The sequence below is a fragment of the Microvirga roseola genome (assembly GCF_020866965.1).
Taxonomy (GTDB): Bacteria; Pseudomonadota; Alphaproteobacteria; order Rhizobiales; family Beijerinckiaceae; genus Microvirga; species Microvirga roseola.
This window is the reverse complement of sequence record NZ_JAJATX010000037.1, coordinates 22,186-39,280: the sequence shown is the minus strand read 5'-3', so window position 1 is coordinate 39,280 and position 17,095 is coordinate 22,186. Positions and strand designations below refer to the sequence as shown.

Here is a 17,095-nt window from a genome sequence, read left to right as displayed (position 1 = left end):
CTGCTTCAGTGGCCTTCTACCTCAATCAACGACTCCTGAGCCTAGGATAACCATCGAAGTGCTAGGATCGTTGGGGATACCGGACAGGTAGTCGGCATCTGCTATTTCCCAGCCTCCTGACGTCGGAGCAAGAGAGAAGGCGAATGCGCCATCGAGTGTCTCTGTCCCATTCTGATATGTTCCCCGGAGCGCGAGCCCAAATCCACCTTGGGTCGCATAGACCTGAGGGGCTTCCGCCGAGCTGAAACCTTCACTCAGCGGAAGGAGTTCGCCGGGTTGTGCCTGTCCTGCACTGAGAACCTTTTCGACAACAGACTTTCCACTGCTGTCGCTCTTGGTCCATGCGACAACCGTTCTCCCATCGCTTAAGGTTGTTGCTGTCACTTCCGAGTAAATCGCATGAACCGATGCATCATCGGATGCAATCAGGAAGGTATCGCGCAGGGTTGAGCCGTCAGGCTTGAAGATTCTGCCATAAACATAGGCCGCGCCACTGGCAGAAAACTCCGTCCAAGCGGTTGGAAAGCTCCCATCGGTGTATTGCGTCAGGCAGCCGTCACTGCCGAATGACTGAAAATTCACATAGCTTGGAACGGAGGACGTCATAAGAAGCCCCTGTGTCGATCAAAAACGTTATCATGTGTCGTATCTACATTGTCAGGGAGGCGCAAGCGGAAAGCCGTGTGCTTACGCACACAACGCTATGCGGCGGAAGAGGAAGAGCGGCAGGGCCTGCTTTTCTGCCCTGGAGTGGCACTCCGCTTGTTTAATCTCGCAAAAACGCCTGCAGCGCTTCCAGCGTCGCGCTCGGGTGTTCCTCCGCCACGAAATGGCCTGAGGTCACTCCGATCCCGGTGATGTGAGGCGCGAAGGATCGCCGCCATATGTCGAGGGGGGGCTGGGCCTGGCCCACAGGGCCGCTGACGAGATAGAAGTCGCTCCAGATCAGCTGCACCGGGCACTGAATCTTTTTGCCTGCCGCAAGGTCGGCCTCATCCGCTTCGATGTCGCGTGTCGCACCGGCGCGGTAATCCTCGCAGAAGGCGTGGATGCGCGAGGGTTCGTTGCAGCTCTTCCGGTAGGACTCCATCGCGCGCCGGTCGAAGATGTCGAGGTCGCCTGCGGCCGACCAGAGCTTCATGAGGCCCTCGAAATAGGACAGGGGATCCCGGCCGATCTCCTCTTCGGGCTTCGGGCGGGGCTGCGAGAGAAAGCCCCAATGCGCCTCCGGGATCTTGCCTGCCTTCATCTGTTCCCAGACATGGAAGGTGGGCAGGATGTCGAGCATGGCGAGGCGCTCCACCCGTCCCGGATGATCGAGAGCGAGACGGTAGCCGACCCGCGCGCCGCGGTCGTGCCCGATCACGGTGAAGCGGATTTCCCCCAGCTTCTCCATCACGCGGATCACGTCGCGTCCCATGGCGCGCTTGGAATAGGTCTCGTGCTGCGGGTCCCCTTCCGGGGCCGTGGACCAGCCATAGCCGCGCAGATCCATGCAGACGACCTTGTGGGTCTCGGCCAGCGCGGGCGCGAGGTGATGCCAGGTGGCATGGGTCTGCGGAAAGCCGTGCAGCAGCACAAGCGGCGGGCCGTCGCCTTTGGAGCGCGCAAAGATGCGGCCATGCTCCGTGTCGATCCAGTGTGACTCGAAACCGGGAAAGAGATCGTCGCTCATGGAAGGCCGCTCGCTGTTGATGCCTGGGACCTTCCTAAAGCTAGGGGAGGAGGGGCGCTTCGTCAGCCCCGCTCCCGCTCCACCGAACGCCAGCCGATATCGCCGCGGCAGAAGCCCTCCGGCCAGTCGATTTTGGAGACCGCCTCATAGGCCCTGGCCTTCGCCTCCGAAATGGTGGTCCCCAGGGCCGTGACATTGAGCACCCGGCCGCCATTGGCGAGAATTCTCTCGGCATCCTGCTTCGTGCCGGCATGGAAGACGATGACGTTCTCCAATTCTTCCGCCCGGCCGATGCCCTTGATCTCGGACCCCTTCTCGACTGCGCCCGGATAGCCCTTGGCCGCCATCACGACCGTCAGCGCCGCCTTGTCCGACCAGTGCAGGGACAGGCCGTTCAGCGCGCCGTCGCAGGCGGCGAGCAGCGCCGTCACGAGATCCGATTGCAGGCGCGGCAGCAGCACCTGCGTTTCGGGATCGCCCAGGCGCGCATTGTATTCGATCAGCTGCGGCCCATCCGTGGTGAGCATCAGCCCGGCATAGAGAATTCCCGTATAGGGCGTGCCCCGCGCCCTCATGCCGGCCAGCGTCGGCTCGATGATCTCCCGCATGACACGGGCCTGAAGCTCGGGGGTGAGCACGGCGGCGGGGGAATAGGCTCCCATGCCGCCTGTGTTCGGCCCCTTGTCGCCGTCGAAGACGCGCTTATGGTCCTGCGCCGTGCCGAAGGGAATGGCGGTCTCGCCGTCGCAGAGCGCGAAGAAGCTCGCCTCCTCGCCTTCCAGGTAGGCCTCGATCACCACCTCGGCTCCGGCCGCCCCGAGGCCGCCGCCGATCATCATGTCGATGGCGGCTTCCGCCTCCTCGAAGGAGGTGGCGACCACAACGCCCTTGCCGGCGGCAAGGCCGTCCGCCTTCACCACGATCGGTACGCCATAATTGCGGATATAGGTTTTTGCGGCCTCCGCATCGGTGAAGCGGCGGTAGGCGGCAGTGGGGATGTTGAACTCCGCGCAGAGATCCTTGGTGAAAGCCTTCGAGCCTTCGAGCTGGGCGGCGGCCCTGCTCGGTCCGAAGGCCTTGATGCCGGCCGTCGTCAGGTCGTCCACGAGGCCTGCGACGAGGGGCGCCTCCGGGCCGACCACCACGAAGCCCACCTGCATCACCCGGCAGAAGTCGATCACCGCCTGATGATCCGCGACATCGAGGGCAACGTTTGTCCCGTGCCGGGCCGTGCCGGGATTGCCGGGGGCGATGAAGAGCGCATCGCATGAAGGGCTGGCCGCGAGGGAACGGGCCAGGGCATGCTCGCGCCCGCCGGAACCGATGAGAAGAATCTTCATGGCCTTGCCTCCCTCATGACGCCTGGGCTCATAGCGGCTCCAAGGGCTTCCGCCTACCCTCAAATTGCCGTCGCTGCCGCCCGGGAGGGCTTCTCCCATTCCATGATCAGGAAGTGGGGGACGCGCCTGTAGCGCGCGGCTTTGGCGGGATCTCCACCGTAGGGCACGGGCTCGGCGAAGTGGCGCAGTTCGAGGCCCTGTCTCAGCAGCAGCGACATGTACGTGCTCAGGGGACGGTGCCAGTTCCGGATTCGAATGCCGCGCCAGCTCATCCAGAGCACACGCTCTTCAAGGTAGTGACCGATCGAGAAGCGGAGCTCGCCCTTGTCGTCACGATGCCAGCCCTTGTCCGCGCCAGCTGTGTTGAAACTCGTCAGGTTGGCGATCAGGAGCGTTCCTCCGGGGCGAAGAACCCGCGCCATTTCCGATATGGCCGCCGCAAGATCCGGAATATCGATCAGCGTGAGGTAGCTCACCACCAGATCGAAGGTGCCGTCGGAAAAATCCAGGCGCTCCGCGCGCCCGATTCTGTAGTCGCCGTCCGGATCCCGTTCCCTTGCATGTCGGATGAATGTCTCTGTCGGGTCGATGCCGATGGTTCGAGTTCCAGCCTGCCGCAGCATGCGGCAGAAGCGACCCTCGCCGCATCCGACATCGAGGGCATTCGTGAAGCCACGCCCCCGAATGCGCTCCAGCATGGGAGCATCCAGCACGAACTGGCGGCCGAAATCACCCTGCTCGCCCATATCCGCGATCCAGGCGGAGGCCGATTCTGTCCATCCATTCGGCATGAGGCTGTTCCGGTATTGCCCGGCCGGAGCAATCGCATGGGCCCGGGTCCAGGATCAATGGGGCGTACGTCTTCATCTTGCCGCTTTTCATCCCCGGTTGTGTTGCGCTCCTGCCCTTGGCAGACCCCCGGTGGACCGACTAGGTTCACCTCATGTTCGCAGCAAAAGCCCCTTCGAATGCTCCCGAATGGTCGGTCTCCGATCTGGCGGGGGCTCTCAAGCGCACCCTCGAGGATGCGTTCGGCCATGTGCGCCTGCGCGGTGAGGTGTCGGGCTACCGGGGACCGCATTCCTCGGGGCACGCCTATTTCTGCCTGAAGGACCAGAATGCCCGAATCGATGCGGTGATCTGGAAGGGCTCCTTCGCCCGGCTGAAGATCCGGCCGGAGGAGGGGATGGAGGTCATCGCCACGGGGCGGATCACCACCTTTCCGGGCTCGTCCAAGTACCAGATCGTCATCGACTCGCTGGAGCCCGCCGGAATCGGCGCTCTCATGGCGCTGCTCGAGGAGCGGCGGCGCAAGCTGAACGCGGAAGGGCTGTTCGCGCCCGAGCGCAAGCGGCGGCTGCCCTACCTTCCGCGGGTGATCGGCGTCGTCACATCGCCGACCGGGGCCGTGATCCGCGACATCCTCCACCGGCTGGAGGACCGCTTCCCGCGCCGCGTGCTGGTCTGGCCGGTGCGCGTGCAGGGGGAGACCTGCGCCGCGGAGGTCGCCGCCGCCATCCGGGGCTTCAATGCGCTGGAGCCGGACGGAAAGATACCGCGCCCTGATGTGCTCATCGTCGCGCGCGGCGGCGGGTCCATCGAGGATCTCTGGGGCTTCAACGAGGAGATCGTGGTGCGGGCCGCCGCCGAAAGCGGCATTCCGCTCGTCTCCGCAGTCGGGCACGAGACGGACACGACGCTCATCGACTACGCCGCCGATATCCGCGCGCCCACGCCCACCGGCGCGGCCGAGATGGTGGTGCCGGTTCGGATCGAGCTCCTGGCCGGCGTCAACGATCTCTCCCGCCGCCACATGGAGGCGATGTTGCGCCTCATCGAGCGGCGCCGATCGGATCTGCGCGCCACGGCCCGCGCCCTGCCGACCCCGGAGATGCTGTTCTCCGCCAAGCGGCAGCGGCTCGATCTGGCTGCGACGAAGCTCTATCCGGCGCTCGCGCGCAACGCTCGGGGCCACGAGGAGCAGCTGCGGAAGGTCGCCGGCCGGCTCGCCCAGGTTTCGCCGGTGGCGAATGTCGCCCGCATGCGCGCAAGGCTCGATGCGGTGGGGCCGCGTCCCTACAATGCGCTCTGCCGCTCCATCGTCCTTCGCAGCGAGAACCTCAAGCAGATCAGCCGCCGCCTGGTTGTCTCCCGCGAGGCGCTGCTGCGCGCCGAGCGGACGCGGCTTGCCCAGGCGGGCGAGACCCTCAACGGGCTGGCGGAGCGTCTCGCGCCCGCGCTCCAGGGTCAGATCGCCCGCAAGGCCGAGCGGCTGGATTCCCTGTCCAAGCTCTTCGGCAGCCTGAACTACAAGTCGGTCCTGGAGCGCGGCTATGCGCTGGTGCGCGACCCGGACGGCCTGCCTGTCCGCTCGGCCGATGCGGTGCTGGACGGCCAGGCCCTCGTGCTCGAGTTCGCGGACGGCAAGGCCGATGCGACCGGCGGGCGCATCGGATCGCGGCCCAAGCTCGCAAAGCAGAAGGTCGCGACGGCGGAAGAGCAGGGGGCACTGTTCTAAGCCAGGCCGTCAGGGCTCGACGTAGCTTTCCGCCGTGAGGCGCAGCTCGTACCGGCTCGGGTCCCGCTGGAAGATGAGCCCGCCCTGCCGCTCCGCAAAGGCCGGCAGGTAGTCGAGCATGGCTTCCTTGGTTTCGACGATTTGCGGGCCCTCCCGCAACTCGCCCCTGATCTGGAGCGAGGCGGCTGTGACCGAACTGCGGCTGCGTGCGCGGAAGAGCACCACGTATCCTCCGGAGGTCCGCTCGATGCCGAGAGGCTCGACGGCGGCAACCGGCACCTTCGCCTCGGTGGTGAGGGCGTAGTAGGCGATGTAGCCGATCATCCCGACCACGAGCGCTGCGCCGATGATGGCGACAACCCACTCCCATGTCGACGTGCTGCTGACATTCTCGTCACGCCTGACGCTGTCGGATCCTCCGGAATCCTCAGCTGAAGGTTCTGCTCGGGTTGCATGCTCCTGCACGATGCTCGAAGTCTCCCTGACGATTAGAGAATGATCCGCGCCGCCGCCGCGCCGATGGCGCAGGGAAAACCCAGCACGATGGATACGCTGAGAATGCCTTCGATGGTTGCGCCGTCCGTGCGCCCGAAGGTCCACAGCAGGTAAAGGCTGATGAGGAGCACGACAGCGTAGCCGGCGACGGTGAAGCGCATGAAGAGGCTCCAGAAACCCGCCTGGGGCCGCTCCGGTGCGCTCTGAAAGTCGACGGCATAGACGAAGGCGTGCATCAGCACGAGGGAGAGAATGGCGAGGGCGATCTGGCCTGCCGGCTGCATCCTGTAGGAAAGCAGAATCATCTCCTCGGTCGGGGCGACATTGAGGCCCAGGAAAAGCGCTCCTGCCGCCATGAGGAAGAGTTCACCCGCATAGCTTGGATGGTTCTTGCGCCGGTCCTTCTGTCCCATGCTCCTGCGCTTTTCACCCGACATCTGGTCCTGCGCGAGCATGGCGCCGATGCTGCCCGGGAATGTCTGCAGGACGATCTTGCCGATCACCTCGCGGGCCGGCATGTCGAACCGGATCACGCCGAAGATGGTGAGGATGAGAGCGGCCATCACGGCTGCGGCCGCAATGGCGACGAAGGCGTCGACGACATCGTCGGTGAATCGGGTCGTCTCCCGAAAGCCGCTGAAATAGGACAATCCGATCAGGAGCGGGATCAGCACCAAGGCCAGAACGATGAGCCGCTCTTCGGCGATGTAGAAGCCGATCCACCACATCTCCATGGTCATCAGCATGGGCAGGGCAAAGATCAGGGCGCCCGCAAAAGCGCGCGCAAGGTCGATGAGAAACTTCCGATTCTGGGCAGCGCTCGAGTGACCTGCCTGTGCGATATGACTTGAGGAGCCGCCCACGGTCATCCGATCCTGAATTGCGTTGTGGTCCGAGATGCCGAACGCTTCCGCTCTTCCACGTCTAGGCCAACGTCAAACTGGGCCGTTTGTTCTGGCAGCCACAAGGGTGGAATGAGCTCGCCGGGACGCCCGATGGGCCTTGCAGGCCTATGCCCGATTGATTGCCGGCTGCCGGTCACCTATGTGAGGGGCAGCCATCAGAGACCTCTCCCGGAGCGGGCGAAATCCTGTCATGAACAAGCTTGAGCGCAGTGGCGGCGAAGCCGTCGTGCAATATCTCGACAGCAATCTCCGGGTCATCAAGCCTGGGGCCTTCGTGCGCTGCGCCGTGACAGGCCAGCCGATCCCCCTCGACGAATTGAAGTACTGGAGCGTCGAGCGGCAGGAGGCTTATGCCTCGCCGGAGGCCGTGATGATGCGCATCAGCGGACAGTCGGCGTCCACACGCTGAAGCCGCTGCGCAGCCGCCGTTCGTTGACGCGGCGCAGTACGAAATTGCGGAAGGCCGCCTCGTCCTCCAGCTGGAGCTTCACCGGCAGGGCCATCAGGTCGGCCCAGCTTCCTTCGCCGCTCGCGCCGGCAATCCGCACGAGATCCTTTTCCGTCGTGACGGCCTGCAGGCCAGCGCTTTCGGCCTGCTGCCTCAATCTGGCGATATCCTCGGCGCTGTAGGGGTGGTGATCGGGAAAGGCTTGCGCCACCTCGATCTTGGCGCCGCAGGCGCGTAGCGTCTCGAAGAACTTGTCGGGCCGTCCGATGCCCGCAAAGGCCAGCACGGGCCTTTCGCGCAAGGCCGCGGCCTGCGCGGGATCCGGGGTGAGCCGCGCCCGGAAGACCCGCTTGCCGCGCCGTTCCGCCTCGTGCGCCACCCCATCTCCGCCTTCTCCCGCGCCGATGACGAGCACCGCATCGATGGCGGGCCATTGCGAGGCCATGGGCGCGCGCACGGGCCCGGAGGGCAGGGGCAGGCCATTGCCGATTCCCGTCGCTCCGTCCACGACGGCAACGGAGCAATCCTTTACCAGGGAGGGATTCTGGAGCCCGTCATCCATGACGAGAACGGTCGCGCCGATCTCGTAGGCGAGACGAGCCCCGGCAGGCCGGTCCCGGGAGATGATCGCCGGGGCGACGCCGGACAGGAGAAGGGGCTCATCGCCCACGTCGGCGGCATTGTGATGAAGTCCGACCTGCACCGGGCCTGCGAGCTTTCCGCCGTAGCCGCGGGAGAGAAAGGCCGGGCTTTCGCCCGCTCCCTCGAGCATGCGCGCGACGGCCAGGGCGGTGGGCGTCTTTCCGGCTCCGCCCGCCGTGAAATTGCCGATGCAGATGATGGGAAGGGCCGCCCGCTCACCCGTCTTCCGCATTCTCCAGGCCGCGACGGCTCCATAGATCAGGCTCGTCGGGCGCAGCAGGTTTGCGGCCAACGAGGGAGTGGAGCGCCACCAGAAGGCCGGCGCGCGCATCAGCGGCGTGCCCCGAGCTTGGCCTGGACGATGAAGGGATCGATGGACTGCATGGTGCGGTCCACCGCTCCGCCCAGGGCCTGAACGGCGTCCCCGGCGGCGCGGGCCATGTCCCGGGTCAGGGCCGCATTGCCCAGGAGCTCACTCACCGCGCGGGCAAGGCTGGAGCTGTCCTTCACCATCAAGGCGCCGCGCGCCTTGTCGATCGCGGCATAGATCTCGTTTGCGGTGTGGACGTGGGGGCCGTGCAGGATCGCGGCGCCGAGCTTGGCCGGCTCGATGGGGTTGTGCCCGCCGATGGCGACCAGGGTGCCGCCCATCAGCACGATAGGGGAGAGACGGTAGAACAGGCCCATCTCGCCGACCGTGTCGGCGACGTAAATGTCGGTCGGCCGGTCGGGATGCATGCCTTCCGAGCGGCGCCCGGCGCGCAGGCCCGCCTGCGCGGCGATGGCCGCGACCTCCGGTCCCCGGTGCGGGTGGCGGGGCGCGATGATGGTGAGCAGGTGCGGGTGCCGCTTGGCCAGGGCCCGGTGGACCGCGATGATCACGCTTTCCTCGCCCGGATGCGTGCTGGCGGCGAGCCAGACCGGGCGGCCCGCGACAAGCCCGGAGAGATGCGCCACTACCCGCGGATCGGCCGGGGGAGGAGCGGCGTCGAACTTGAGGTTGCCGGTCATCACCACGCGGGGGGCTCCCAGCCGCGCCAGCCGCTCCGCGTCATCAGTGCTCTGGGCGAGGCAGAGGGCGAAGCGCTCGAGCAGCGACTTGATGATGCCGGGCCATTTCTGCCAGCGCCGGAAGGAGCGGTCCGACATGCGCCCGTTCACGAGGACGAGCGGGATATTGCGCTCGTCCAGGGCCATGACCGCGTTGGGCCAGATTTCGGACTCGGCCACGAGGGCGAGATCGGGCCGCCAGTGGTCGAGAAAGCGCCGGATGTAGCGCGGCACGTCGAGAGGCACGAACTGGTGCACGGCGCCCGGCGGCAGCCGGCGCGCGATGAGAGCGGCGGAGGTGCGGGTACCCGAAGTGACGAGAACGGCGAGGCCGCGTTGCGTCAGGCGCTCCGCGATCGGCAGGAGCGACAGGGTTTCCCCATTGCTTGCCCCATGCAGCCAGATGAGATGCCCCTTGGGACGCTGACGGCTGGGGTGGCCCTGCCGTTCGCCGAGACGGGTGCGGTCCTCGCGCCCCTTCCGCTGCCGCCAGTAGAGCAGTCCGAGCGCAGCGGGCTCCAGGGCCGTGGTGGCGGCGCGGTAGGCTCTGAACGCGAAGGGGACCCTCATGCGTGGGATCCTTCCATGAGCGCCGGAGTCGCCTTCTTCGCTCCCGGATCCTTGCAGCCGACGAGAGCATAGGCCCGCTCGTGGGCCGCATCGAGTTCTCGCTCGACAGTCGCCCTGAGGGTTTCCAGGGCATCGGCGTCCGCGTCCCGGGGCACGTGGATGGGTTCGCCGAGGACCATGGCGCCGCGCCCGAAGGGCAGGCCGATGCTGGCCTTGTCCCAGCTGTCGAAATCGATCCGGCGGCTCGTGACCACCGCGACCGGAATGATGGGCCGTCCCGAAAGCTGGGCCAGAGTCACGATGCCCTGGCCGCAGACCCGCGAGATCTTGGGGATATCGGCGGTCATCACCACCATCTCGCCGTCGTCCAGGGCCCTCAGCATGGCGCGCATGGCCTGAACCCCGCCCTTCTTGCGGATGTCGCGGCCCCGCGCTCCCGAGCCCCGGATCGCCCGGATGCCGAGGTGCCGGAGGGCGATGGCGTTGAACTCTCCGTCTCCTGAGCGGGAGACGAGGCTCGCCGCCCGGTCCTCGGGCCGCTTGGCGAAATGGATCATGAAATGCTGCCCGTGCCACATGGCTGCGATCACGGGCATCTGGGGTCCGATCCGGTCATAGGCATCGGCCGGTTCCATGACGAACCGGTTCGTGCGGTGCACGAGCTTCAGGTAGCTCGCCACGAGGAGACCCATGGTCTCCTGGACGGCCCTGGAGCGTGTGATGCGCTTGGCGAGACCCATCGCGATCCGTCAGGCCTGCTGTGGATCCAGCAGTCGGTGCAGGTGGACGATGAAGTAGCGCATCTGGGCATTGTCGACGGTCGCCTGCGCCTTCGCCTTCCAGGCCGCATGGGCGGCCGCATAATTGGGGAAGATCCCGACGATATCGAGATTGGTCAGATCCTTGAATTCGACGGATTCGAGGCTCGTGAGCTCGCCGCCGAAAACAAGGTGAAGGAGCTGCTTGCCGGGCATATCGGTCATGGTGATTGGGCTCTTCAAAGACAGTTGGAACGACGGACGTGCCGCGCTGTGTTCGCGTGATTCAGGTCCTCATGGCTCCAATAGCACGAGGATGCAACCGTGACGCAACAGCAATCATCTCCCCGTGGCTGGGCAGAGGTTTGTTGTAGGCGGGTGCGGTGCCGGTGAAATCTGTCAGGCGGGCTCCGGCCTCGTGCAGGATCAGATCGGCGGCGGCGATGTCCCAATCCTGGGCATTGGACGAGACGAGGCCGATATCGATGGACCCCTCCGCGACCCTCGCGAGCCTCAGGGCCAGGGACGGCACCTTCGGCAGGCGCTCGATGGGGCTGATATGGCGCTCGAGCCGATCCATGAGGGGCTTGGGTCCGGCGACGCGGGCGGATTTCAGGGCTTCCGCCTCCGAGGCCCGCAGGCTCTCCCCGTTGCATCGAGCTCCTCGGCCCAGCACCGCCTCGTACATGCGGTCGTGGATCGGAGCATGGATGACGCCGAGCACAGGCCTGCCATTCTCAACGAGCGCAATCGAAATCGACCAGTCCGGGTGCCCCGTGGCGAAGGCGCGAGTGCCGTCGATAGGATCGACGATCCAGATCCGGCTCCGCTCGAGGCGCACCGGATCGTCGATGGTCTCCTCCGAGAGCCACCCGGCCTCCGGCAGGAGGCGCGACAGCTGGTCCTTCAGAAAGGCATCGAGGGCGATATCCGCTTCCGTGACGGGCGAGCTGTGTTCCTTGTACCAGAGCCGCGCAGCCGTTTTCCCGCCGGCGCGGAAATAAGGGAACGCGAGGGCTCCGGCCCGTCGCGCGGCATCGCGCACGGCCTCGCCGAGGGAGACGATGAGATCTGAGGAAGGGGCTTGCATCGGATTCAAGATGGGGAGGACAGGCGGGAGATGCTACAGCATCCGGCAATCACCCCTGAACTTTTTCGGGCGGGATGCAAGGCCGAGTTGCAGGCAAGGCTGCGTAAAGATTTCGCAGCGCCGCACGCCGGGTCGTTTTGAGGTCAGGCGAACCTGACGAGGCAGTCGAGCGTCATGGCGGCGAACAGGACCAGGCCCGCATCCCGGTTGGAGCGGAAAAGCCGGAGCGCGCCTGCGCCGTCGTTCCGGTCGATGCGGACGACCTGCCAAGCCAGGTGGGCGGCGAAGAGGGCAAGCCCGACGAAGGCGACCGGGCCTGCATCGGCAGCGGTGAAGGCCGCCCCGATGAAGGCGAGGGTGAGCCCGTAGCAGAGGCCTACGCCGAGCTTCACCCGTTCGCCGAAGAACCGGGCGGAGGACTTGATGCCGGCGATCTCGTCGTCCTCGATATCCTGCAGAGCGTAGATGGTGTCGTAGCCCACGACCCAGGCGATGCTGCCGAGATAAAGGAGCACCGGAGCCCAGCCCAGGGATCCGAAGGCGGCCGCCCAGCCCATCAGCGCGCCCCAGGCGAAGGCGAGGCCCAGAACGATCTGCGGCATCCAGAAAAAGCGCTTCATGAAGGGATAGAGCGCGACGATGCCGAGGGATGCGAGGCCGGTCAGGATCGCGAAGGCGTTGAACTGGAGCAGGACGGCGAGACCGACGAGGCCCTGGAGCGCCAGAAAGGCGAGCGCCTGCTTGAGGCTGACCTGTCCGGAGGGGAGTGGCCTGTCGCGGGTCCGCTCCACGCGGGTGTCGAGATCCCGGTCGACGATGTCGTTATAGGTGCAGCCCGCGCCGCGCATCGCCACGGCGCCGATCAGGAACAGGATGCAATGGATGGGGTTCGGCCAGGGCTGCCCCGCCGCGATGGCCGCGAGCGCCGCCGACCACCAGCAGGGGAGCAGCAGAAGCCACCAGCCGATGGGCCGCTCGATGCGCGCAAGGCGCAGATAAGGCCTGAGCGAGGCCGGAGCCCAGCGGTCGGCCCAGTGCCCCTGGACAGCATCGGGAAGGGAGGACGCGACAGGGCGTTCCATGAAAAGGGGCTCGGGTTACAGAGCGCCCTTCGGAATGCTGTAGGAGCCGGTCAGGCCGCCGCCGAACGGGTTGCCGGCGCCCTGTTGCTGCGCCTGCTTGGCCTTCTTCTCCATTTCGGCGATCTTCGCAGCCGCTCCGCAGGCTTCGCCCCTGATCTTCTGGACCTGTTCGTGCTCTTTCGCGAAGTTCTGGACCACCTGGTCTGGGATCTGGCACCAGTCCTTGTTGTCCTTCATCCACTTGATGCCGGTCTCGCCGTTCTTGGAGAGTTTGGTGAAGACCGTGCAGGCGGAGCGGGGATCAAGCTGCTTCTTCTTGCCGCCATTGCTGAGCTTGTTGATCTGCTGACCCAGGCTCTGCCGTTCGGCGATGATCTTCTGTCCCTCCTGGCAGCCACTCGCCTGAGCGAAGGCGGGAGCGGACATGAAGAGAATGCCAGCGGCGGCAAACGCAGCGGTAAGGTGCGGGCGGATGTGCGTCATCGGCAAGAATCCTCGATACGGCGGCGCGCAAAGGCTCGTGCGCCACGGCTCTGTTAACAGGTTAAGGCCGCCAGAGCCAAGGGGCGAACGGTCGCTTGACGTAAATGATGTGTCAGAGCGCACCTGAATGCGAGATGACGATCCTGTGAGTGGAGGCTGGCGGCGGCTTCTCCCTCAGGCGTTGCGGAGCTTGCCAAGTCCGGCGCCGCTCGTCACAACACGGCCATGGCTGCCTACGATTTCAACGCTCCCCGCCTCTTCATCGATTCCCCGCTCCAGTCAGGGACGCGGATCGCCCTCGACCGTGCTCAGGCCAATTATCTGCTGAACGTCCTGCGTCTCAAGGCGGGGGAGGCGCTTCTCGTCTTCAACGGGAAGGACGGCGAGTGGCGGGCGGAAATCTCGGTCGAGGGGCGCAAAACGGCCGATCTCATCTGCATGGAGCGGATTCGCGACCAGGGCGCGAATCCCGATCTCGTCTACGCCTTCGCGCCGCTCAAGCATGCAAGGCTCGACTACATGGTCCAGAAGGCCGTCGAGATGGGCGCGGGCGTGCTCCAGCCCGTCATCACCCGCCGCACCCAGAGCGCCCGGGTCAATCTCGAGCGCATGCGGAGTAACGCCATCGAGGCGGCCGAGCAGTGCGGAATCCTGTCGATTCCGGAAGTTCGGGCCGAGGAGAGCCTAGAGAATTTTCTCGGCAGCCTGGGCAGCGAGCGCCTCCTGGTTTTCTGCGACGAGGATGCCCCCGTCTCGAATCCTGTACGGGCCCTGACCGAATTCGGGAACAAAAAGCAGAGCCTTGCCGTTTTAGTGGGCCCTGAGGGAGGGTTTACCGATCAGGAGAGAGCGCTTGTCGCCGCCCGCGAAAAATGTATCCGCGTATCGTTGGGTCCGCGAATCCTGCGCGCCGATACGGCCGCCGTGGCGGCGCTTACGGTCGTCCAGTCCGTGCTCGGAGACTGGCATTGATGCCGGCGCCCGACGATGGGCGACAGCGATCCGCCTCTAGCTTCAGAAGCTTAGCAGTTTTATCCGGCTTCACCCCAATCTCGCCTTACCAGGGCTGAGCCTGGAGGCTATGATCGCAGGCGAATGAACACACCCAAGAGTCGCTCCCGACAAGACAAGGTCGCTCCACAAGAACAGGGTCGTTCCAATAAGAACCAGAGGATCTCAGGAAATGAGCTGGGACTACAAGTTCGGTATCGAGGAAGAGTATTTCGTCAACGACGCCTCGAAGCGTGACGTAGCAAAGGGAAAAATCAAGGAATTCTTCGCGTCCTGCCGGGACAAGCTGTCGACCGGGGTCGAGCCTGAAATGCTCGAGCCGCAGATCGAGATCGCAACTTCGCCCGCAGTCGACTCCTCCGAGGCCCGTGCGCAGCTCGCCGGCCTTCGCTCATCGGTCGGGGCGATCGCTCGCGACTACAATCTCTCCATCATGGCCGCGGGCACTCATCCGCTCGCCGTCTGGACGCGGGTGCGCGCCAATACCCAGGCGCGCTACGGCAAGGTCATGCACGACCTGCAGATGATCGGCAGCCGGACCGTGGTCTGCGGCATGCACGTCCATGTGGAAGTGCCCGATCCGGAAGTCCGCATCGACATCATGAACCGGATCCAGCGCTATCTGCCGCTGCTCCTGGCGCTCTCCACGTCCTCGCCTTTCTGGCAGTCCCAGCGCACGGGCCTGCTCGGCTACCGCCTCGCTGCTTTCCGCGAGTTGCCCCGCACCGGGCTCCCGGACCTTTTCCAGGATGCAGCCGACTACCAGCGTTACATCGACACCCTCGTGGCTGCCCGCGCCATCGAGAATTCGAGCTATGTCTGGTGGCTGATCCGGCCCTCGCTGAAGTTCCCGACTCTGGAACTGCGCGTGGCCGACAGCTGCACGCGGGTGGACGACACGATGGCGATCGCCACCCTCTATCGCTGCCTTGTCCGGCACCTGCACCGGAATCCCACGCTTCATGCAGGGCAGACCGGCGCATCGCGGGCGATCAACGACGAGAACGGATGGCGTGCCCAGCGCTACGGCATTCACGGCAGCTTCGTGGACGAGGCGACCCGCAGCGCCAAGCCGGTGCGGCAGATCCTGGACGAGACCCTGGATATGATCGCGGACGATGCGAAGGCCCTCGGCTGCGAGCGCGAGCTCGACATGGCCCGCTGGATCGTCGCCCGCGGCACCAGCGCCGACCAGCAGCTGAATCTCTTCACGGAGGCGCTCGGACGCGGCCTGTCGAACCGGGACGCGCTCGCCGGCGTGGTCGACTGGCTGTCCGCCGAAACCATCGGAGAGGCGGTCGTCCGGCACTGAGGCCAGGCGGGCCAGGTGGCCCGCAGGGGCGAACGGGTATAGAGTTTCCGGCGAAGCAGGCGGTGAGGAATTGGCCAGGGGCACCATGCGTGTGCCTCATGCCTTTGCGTTCCCATCCCTCATTGCAGCTTGGCAATAAGCCTCTTATCTAGGCTCGACCTGAGTCGGCGCGCCTTGAACGCGCTTTTTTGATGAGGTGGTTCATGGCGCGGGACGTATCCGATACGACCCCTATCGGCGCGCGGTCGGAGCTTGTGGAATGGGTCGCGTCGGGCGAAAAGCCGCGCGAGTCCTGGCGGCTCGGCACCGAGCACGAAAAGATTCCCTTCTACAAGGCCGATGCCTCGCCCGTTCCCTATGAAGGGGAGCGGGGGATCCGGGCACTTCTGGAAGGCATGCAGGACCGGACAGGCTGGGCACCGATCATGGAAGACGGTCACCCCATCGGCCTCTACGACGAGGCGGGTGGGGGAGCGATTTCGCTGGAGCCGGGCGGCCAGTTCGAGCTTTCGGGCGCGCCGCTTGCGACACTCCACGAAACGGCCCGCGAGACCGCACAGCACCTGCGCGACGTGAAAAGCGTCGGAGAGACGCTAGGCCTCGGCTTTCTGACCCTCGGCATGAGCCCGCTCTGGACGCGACAGCAGACGCCGGTCATGCCGAAGGCCCGCTACCGCATCATGACGAACTACATGCCGAAGGTCGGCAATCTTGGCCTCGACATGATGTACCGCACCTCGACCGTGCAGGTGAACATGGACTACGCGTCCGAGGCCGACATGGTGAAAAAGCTGCGGGTGTCCCTGGCCCTGCAGCCCATCGCCACGGCCATCTTCGCCAACTCGCCCTTCACGGAAAGCAAGCCCAACGGGTACCTGTCCATGCGCTCGCGGATCTGGCGCGATACGGATCCCCACCGCACGGGCATGATGGCCTTCGCCTTCGAGGATGGCTTCGGCTACGAACGGTACGTGGATTGGGCGCTCGACGTGCCCATGTACTTCGTCAAGCGCGATGCGACCTATCACGATGTCGCCGGCGCCTCCTTCCGCGATCTGCTGGCAGGCGAGCTCGCGGCGATGCCGGGCGAGCGCGCCACGCATTCCGACTGGGCGAACCATGTCTCGACCCTTTTCCCGGAGGTACGCCTCAAGCGCTATCTCGAAATGCGCGGCGCGGATGTGGGCAATCCCGATCACATCGTTGCTCTCTCCGCATTCTGGACCGGCCTGCTCTACGACGAGGCGGTCCTCGACGGCGCATGGGAGCTCGTGAAGCGCTGGAGCGCGGGGGAGCGTGAGCAGCTGCGCGCCGACGTGCCGAAGCTGGCGCTTAAGGCCACCATTGCGGGCCGCTCCGTTCAGGATGTCGCAAGCGATGCGCTGGCCCTCGCGCGCGCCGGTCTCCAGCGCCGCGCCCGGCTCGACGAGGCCGGCCGGGACGAGACGCGATACCTTGCCTATGCCGAGGAAATCGTCGCCTCCGGCCGCACCCAGGCGGAGCGACTGCTGGAGCGCTATCACGGCGATTGGCAGGGCTCGGTAAGGCCTGCCTTCGAGGAATGCGTGTACTAGAGCATCGTGTGGAGAAGTGAATCCGGTTTTCCGCGCTCAACGATGCTCTCATCATCACAGAAAGCATCGGACCCAAAAGTGCAAATCCATTTTTGGGTCCGATGCTTTAGTGCGTTGAGTCCAAGCGGATCCGGCTGCGGCC

At 65.5% G+C, this 17,095-nt stretch carries 18 protein-coding genes; 5 read left to right on the top strand and 13 right to left on the bottom strand.

Going from position 1 to position 17,095, the window contains the following annotated elements; genetic code table 11:
- Positions 1-21: 21 nt before the first annotated feature.
- From LG661_RS17595 to LG661_RS17580, 4 genes are all read right to left on the bottom strand, one after another.
- A complete protein-coding gene (locus tag LG661_RS17595) occupies positions 22-606 on the bottom strand; it encodes a hypothetical protein (RefSeq protein WP_230533185.1) in 585 nt (194 codons plus the stop codon).
- Positions 607-766: 160 nt separating this feature from the next.
- Positions 767-1,675: an alpha/beta fold hydrolase gene (locus LG661_RS17590; protein WP_230533184.1), complete on the bottom strand. Its 909-nt coding sequence runs from the start codon at positions 1,673-1,675 to the stop codon at positions 767-769.
- A 62-nt stretch (positions 1,676-1,737) separates the two neighbouring features.
- On the bottom strand, positions 1,738-3,015 hold the full coding sequence (gene purD / locus LG661_RS17585) for a phosphoribosylamine--glycine ligase (RefSeq protein ID WP_230533183.1): 1,278 nt from the start codon (positions 3,013-3,015) through the stop codon (positions 1,738-1,740).
- Positions 3,016-3,074: 59 nt separating this feature from the next.
- Positions 3,075-3,806 (bottom strand): class I SAM-dependent methyltransferase, encoded by a 732-nt coding sequence (locus tag LG661_RS17580; protein ID WP_230533182.1) that lies wholly within the window; start codon positions 3,804-3,806, stop codon positions 3,075-3,077.
- Between the two features lie 152 nt (positions 3,807-3,958).
- Here LG661_RS17580 and xseA point away from each other — a divergent pair, with 152 nt between their 5' ends.
- On the top strand, positions 3,959-5,533 hold the full coding sequence (gene xseA / locus LG661_RS17575) for an exodeoxyribonuclease VII large subunit (RefSeq protein WP_230533181.1): 1,575 nt from the start codon (positions 3,959-3,961) through the stop codon (positions 5,531-5,533).
- Positions 5,534-5,542: 9 nt separating this feature from the next.
- Here xseA and LG661_RS17570 read toward each other — a convergent pair whose 3' ends face one another.
- Positions 5,543-5,998, bottom strand: coding sequence for a TIGR02588 family protein (locus LG661_RS17570; RefSeq protein WP_230533180.1), 456 nt, complete (start codon positions 5,996-5,998; stop codon positions 5,543-5,545).
- A gap of 23 nt (positions 5,999-6,021) precedes the next feature.
- On the bottom strand, positions 6,022-6,897 hold the full coding sequence (locus tag LG661_RS17565) for a TIGR02587 family membrane protein (protein ID WP_230533179.1): 876 nt from the start codon (positions 6,895-6,897) through the stop codon (positions 6,022-6,024).
- Positions 6,898-7,123: 226 nt separating this feature from the next.
- Between LG661_RS17565 and LG661_RS17560 the strand changes: the two genes are divergently transcribed.
- Entirely contained in the window at positions 7,124-7,342 is a 219-nt protein-coding gene (locus LG661_RS17560; protein WP_230533178.1) for a DUF2093 domain-containing protein, read from the top strand.
- Here LG661_RS17560 and lpxK read toward each other — a convergent pair.
- From lpxK to LG661_RS17525, 7 genes are all read right to left on the bottom strand, one after another.
- On the bottom strand, positions 7,314-8,354 hold the full coding sequence (gene lpxK / locus LG661_RS17555) for a tetraacyldisaccharide 4'-kinase (RefSeq protein WP_230533177.1): 1,041 nt from the start codon (positions 8,352-8,354) through the stop codon (positions 7,314-7,316). The two genes, LG661_RS17560 and lpxK, sit on opposite strands and share 29 nt — an antisense overlap.
- Positions 8,354-9,643 (bottom strand): 3-deoxy-D-manno-octulosonic acid transferase, encoded by a 1,290-nt coding sequence (locus LG661_RS17550; protein WP_230533176.1) that lies wholly within the window; start codon positions 9,641-9,643, stop codon positions 8,354-8,356. Before LG661_RS17550 ends, lpxK begins: the two co-directional genes overlap by 1 nt.
- Positions 9,640-10,383, bottom strand: a complete 744-nt coding sequence (locus LG661_RS17545; RefSeq protein WP_230533175.1) for a lysophospholipid acyltransferase family protein — start codon at positions 10,381-10,383, stop codon at positions 9,640-9,642. Before LG661_RS17545 ends, LG661_RS17550 begins: the two co-directional genes overlap by 4 nt.
- Before the next feature lie 9 nt (positions 10,384-10,392).
- A complete protein-coding gene (locus tag LG661_RS17540) occupies positions 10,393-10,626 on the bottom strand; it encodes a DUF4170 domain-containing protein (protein WP_230533174.1) in 234 nt (77 codons plus the stop codon).
- Positions 10,627-10,687: 61 nt separating this feature from the next.
- Positions 10,688-11,491: an inositol monophosphatase family protein gene (locus LG661_RS17535; RefSeq protein ID WP_230533173.1), complete on the bottom strand. Its 804-nt coding sequence runs from the start codon at positions 11,489-11,491 to the stop codon at positions 10,688-10,690.
- Between the two features lie 143 nt (positions 11,492-11,634).
- Complete coding sequence (gene ubiA, locus LG661_RS17530; RefSeq protein ID WP_230533172.1) at positions 11,635-12,573, bottom strand: 4-hydroxybenzoate octaprenyltransferase; 939 nt, start codon at positions 12,571-12,573, stop codon at positions 11,635-11,637.
- A 15-nt stretch (positions 12,574-12,588) separates the two neighbouring features.
- The gene (locus LG661_RS17525; protein ID WP_230533171.1) at positions 12,589-13,056 is read right to left on the bottom strand and encodes a hypothetical protein; all 468 of its coding nucleotides are present in this window, start codon (positions 13,054-13,056) and stop codon (positions 12,589-12,591) included.
- A 225-nt stretch (positions 13,057-13,281) separates the two neighbouring features.
- On the opposite strand from LG661_RS17525, the gene LG661_RS17520 reads away from it, so the two are divergent.
- The 3 genes from LG661_RS17520 (at position 13,282) to LG661_RS17510 (ending at position 16,953) form a co-directional block, all read left to right on the top strand.
- Positions 13,282-14,028, top strand: a complete 747-nt coding sequence (locus LG661_RS17520; protein WP_230533170.1) for a 16S rRNA (uracil(1498)-N(3))-methyltransferase — start codon at positions 13,282-13,284, stop codon at positions 14,026-14,028.
- Positions 14,029-14,239: 211 nt separating this feature from the next.
- On the top strand, positions 14,240-15,379 hold the full coding sequence (locus LG661_RS17515; protein ID WP_230533169.1) for a carboxylate-amine ligase: 1,140 nt from the start codon (positions 14,240-14,242) through the stop codon (positions 15,377-15,379).
- Between the two features lie 203 nt (positions 15,380-15,582).
- Positions 15,583-16,953 carry a glutamate--cysteine ligase gene (locus LG661_RS17510; RefSeq protein ID WP_230533168.1) on the top strand — a complete coding sequence of 457 codons (1,371 nt, stop codon included), beginning with the start codon at positions 15,583-15,585 and terminating at the stop codon, positions 16,951-16,953.
- The last annotated feature ends 142 nt before the right edge of the window (positions 16,954-17,095 follow it).

What these genes read in the sequence shown, in the direction of transcription:
- purD (WP_230533183.1), bottom strand. Translation starts at nt 3,015, where the DNA reads ATGAAGATTCTTCTCATCGGTTCCGGCGGGCGCGAGCATGCCCTGGCC.
- xseA (WP_230533181.1), top strand. Translation starts at nt 3,959, where the DNA reads ATGTTCGCAGCAAAAGCCCCTTCGAATGCTCCCGAATGGTCGGTCTCC.
- LG661_RS17580 (WP_230533182.1), bottom strand. Translation starts at nt 3,806, where the DNA reads ATGCCGAATGGATGGACAGAATCGGCCTCCGCCTGGATCGCGGATATG.
- LG661_RS17590 (WP_230533184.1), bottom strand. Translation starts at nt 1,675, where the DNA reads ATGAGCGACGATCTCTTTCCCGGTTTCGAGTCACACTGGATCGACACG.
- LG661_RS17540 (WP_230533174.1), bottom strand. Translation starts at nt 10,626, where the DNA reads ATGACCGATATGCCCGGCAAGCAGCTCCTTCACCTTGTTTTCGGCGGC.
- LG661_RS17550 (WP_230533176.1), bottom strand. Translation starts at nt 9,643, where the DNA reads ATGAGGGTCCCCTTCGCGTTCAGAGCCTACCGCGCCGCCACCACGGCC.
- LG661_RS17515 (WP_230533169.1), top strand. Translation starts at nt 14,240, where the DNA reads ATGAGCTGGGACTACAAGTTCGGTATCGAGGAAGAGTATTTCGTCAAC.
- LG661_RS17520 (WP_230533170.1), top strand. Translation starts at nt 13,282, where the DNA reads ATGGCTGCCTACGATTTCAACGCTCCCCGCCTCTTCATCGATTCCCCG.
- LG661_RS17510 (WP_230533168.1), top strand. Translation starts at nt 15,583, where the DNA reads ATGGCGCGGGACGTATCCGATACGACCCCTATCGGCGCGCGGTCGGAG.
- LG661_RS17545 (WP_230533175.1), bottom strand. Translation starts at nt 10,383, where the DNA reads ATGGGTCTCGCCAAGCGCATCACACGCTCCAGGGCCGTCCAGGAGACC.
- LG661_RS17525 (WP_230533171.1), bottom strand. Translation starts at nt 13,056, where the DNA reads ATGACGCACATCCGCCCGCACCTTACCGCTGCGTTTGCCGCCGCTGGC.
- ubiA (WP_230533172.1), bottom strand. Translation starts at nt 12,573, where the DNA reads ATGGAACGCCCTGTCGCGTCCTCCCTTCCCGATGCTGTCCAGGGGCAC.
- LG661_RS17595 (WP_230533185.1), bottom strand. Translation starts at nt 606, where the DNA reads ATGACGTCCTCCGTTCCAAGCTATGTGAATTTTCAGTCATTCGGCAGT.
- LG661_RS17535 (WP_230533173.1), bottom strand. Translation starts at nt 11,491, where the DNA reads ATGCAAGCCCCTTCCTCAGATCTCATCGTCTCCCTCGGCGAGGCCGTG.
- lpxK (WP_230533177.1), bottom strand. Translation starts at nt 8,354, where the DNA reads ATGCGCGCGCCGGCCTTCTGGTGGCGCTCCACTCCCTCGTTGGCCGCA.
- LG661_RS17565 (WP_230533179.1), bottom strand. Translation starts at nt 6,897, where the DNA reads ATGACCGTGGGCGGCTCCTCAAGTCATATCGCACAGGCAGGTCACTCG.
- LG661_RS17560 (WP_230533178.1), top strand. Translation starts at nt 7,124, where the DNA reads ATGAACAAGCTTGAGCGCAGTGGCGGCGAAGCCGTCGTGCAATATCTC.